1 protein-coding gene is annotated in these 1169 nt (G+C 46.9%); it reads right to left on the reverse strand.

Annotated features, from left to right (window positions below):
• Positions 1–1055: glycosyltransferase 61 family protein (locus tag ACOI1H_RS25700; RefSeq protein ID WP_422441167.1), on the reverse strand; the 1055-nt coding region annotated here is incomplete at its 3' end.
• Positions 1056–1169: the final 114 nt, after the last annotated feature.

The following is a 1169-nucleotide window of genomic DNA, read 5'->3' on the forward strand; positions in this document are numbered from 1 at the left end:
GGTGTTCGCCCAAAACTTTCAAGACACTCTTTGATCAACTCCCCAATCGCATCTGCCGAAAGGCCGTCCACACGTATGACACCAAAATTTTCCACTCCCATCCCGTAAGCTGTAAAAATCATATTGTTGACCCACCAATCATCAACGACCAACTCGATCACAGTTTTTGGCTGCCAAAACAGGATGTTAAGCATTCCAGATCCGTGATCTCCAATAACTATTTCTGCCTGTTCAGCATAATTATGAGAAGTCTCTGTGTTTAGATCTTCCTGGTTCACAACCCTACCACCTATGGAGGTTATATACTTGGCGACCACTTCACTGGGAAAGGAGCGATGAATTGTTTCGCCCCCGAGGTCAAAACGACCCAGATAAGTAATTGACCCGGGAACTGGCGTAGTTGGCTCAATATCAAAAGCCTTGCGATACGCAATTACGTCGTGCCGAGACCAATAGAATAGTGGGTTCCGCTTGCGCAAAACATATGCATGTTCGATGTTGGTCCAGCCATCTGTAGCAATCCAATTGATCTTGGCTTTTCCCAGATCGCGAAGCACGTAGCTTTTTTCCGTCAGGTAGCGCGGAATAAGAACTGGGACATCCGGGAAGTCAGCCGACAAGATCGTACCAAGATAGCAATGCGTCCAGTCACCATATGAATAAACGTAATCGCACTCCACAATAGCGCAGGTTGCGATTATTGTCGCATCCTGTTGCGGCTGATGACGAAAGTCGGCCAGCCTTAACGGATGCACACTAAACTTTTCGATAAGCCTGCCGCCAGACCAGCCCATGCCATTTTCAGAGTAAGAAAGGTTCTCACTTATCTCATAATCGGGCCGCGTTGCATTAAAAGCCAGCCGTGTTTCTTGGTGAACTGCAGTGTCGCCGATTTCGCCGATACGGTGTCCGTAGAATTGTACTGTTTCACGTGGGGCGGTCTTTTTTTCTGTCTTACTCACCTCCACAAAGCGACCTGATATAGATAAACCCTTTAGAATAAAACTCTTGAATGCATCTTTTGCTTTAGTCTTCGGCTTTCTCCAATCGTCCATATTTTCCTCTTCACGCCAAAAAATTATAGTAGCAGACTATTCCCATGATCTCTAACGGATTTGGATGAAATGAGTAGCCCTTGTCGGCCCAGACAGAGGTCCCGCCGCCATGCA

It is taken from the genome of Loktanella sp. DJP18, from assembly GCF_049310965.1.
Classification (GTDB): domain Bacteria; phylum Pseudomonadota; class Alphaproteobacteria; order Rhodobacterales; family Rhodobacteraceae; genus Loktanella.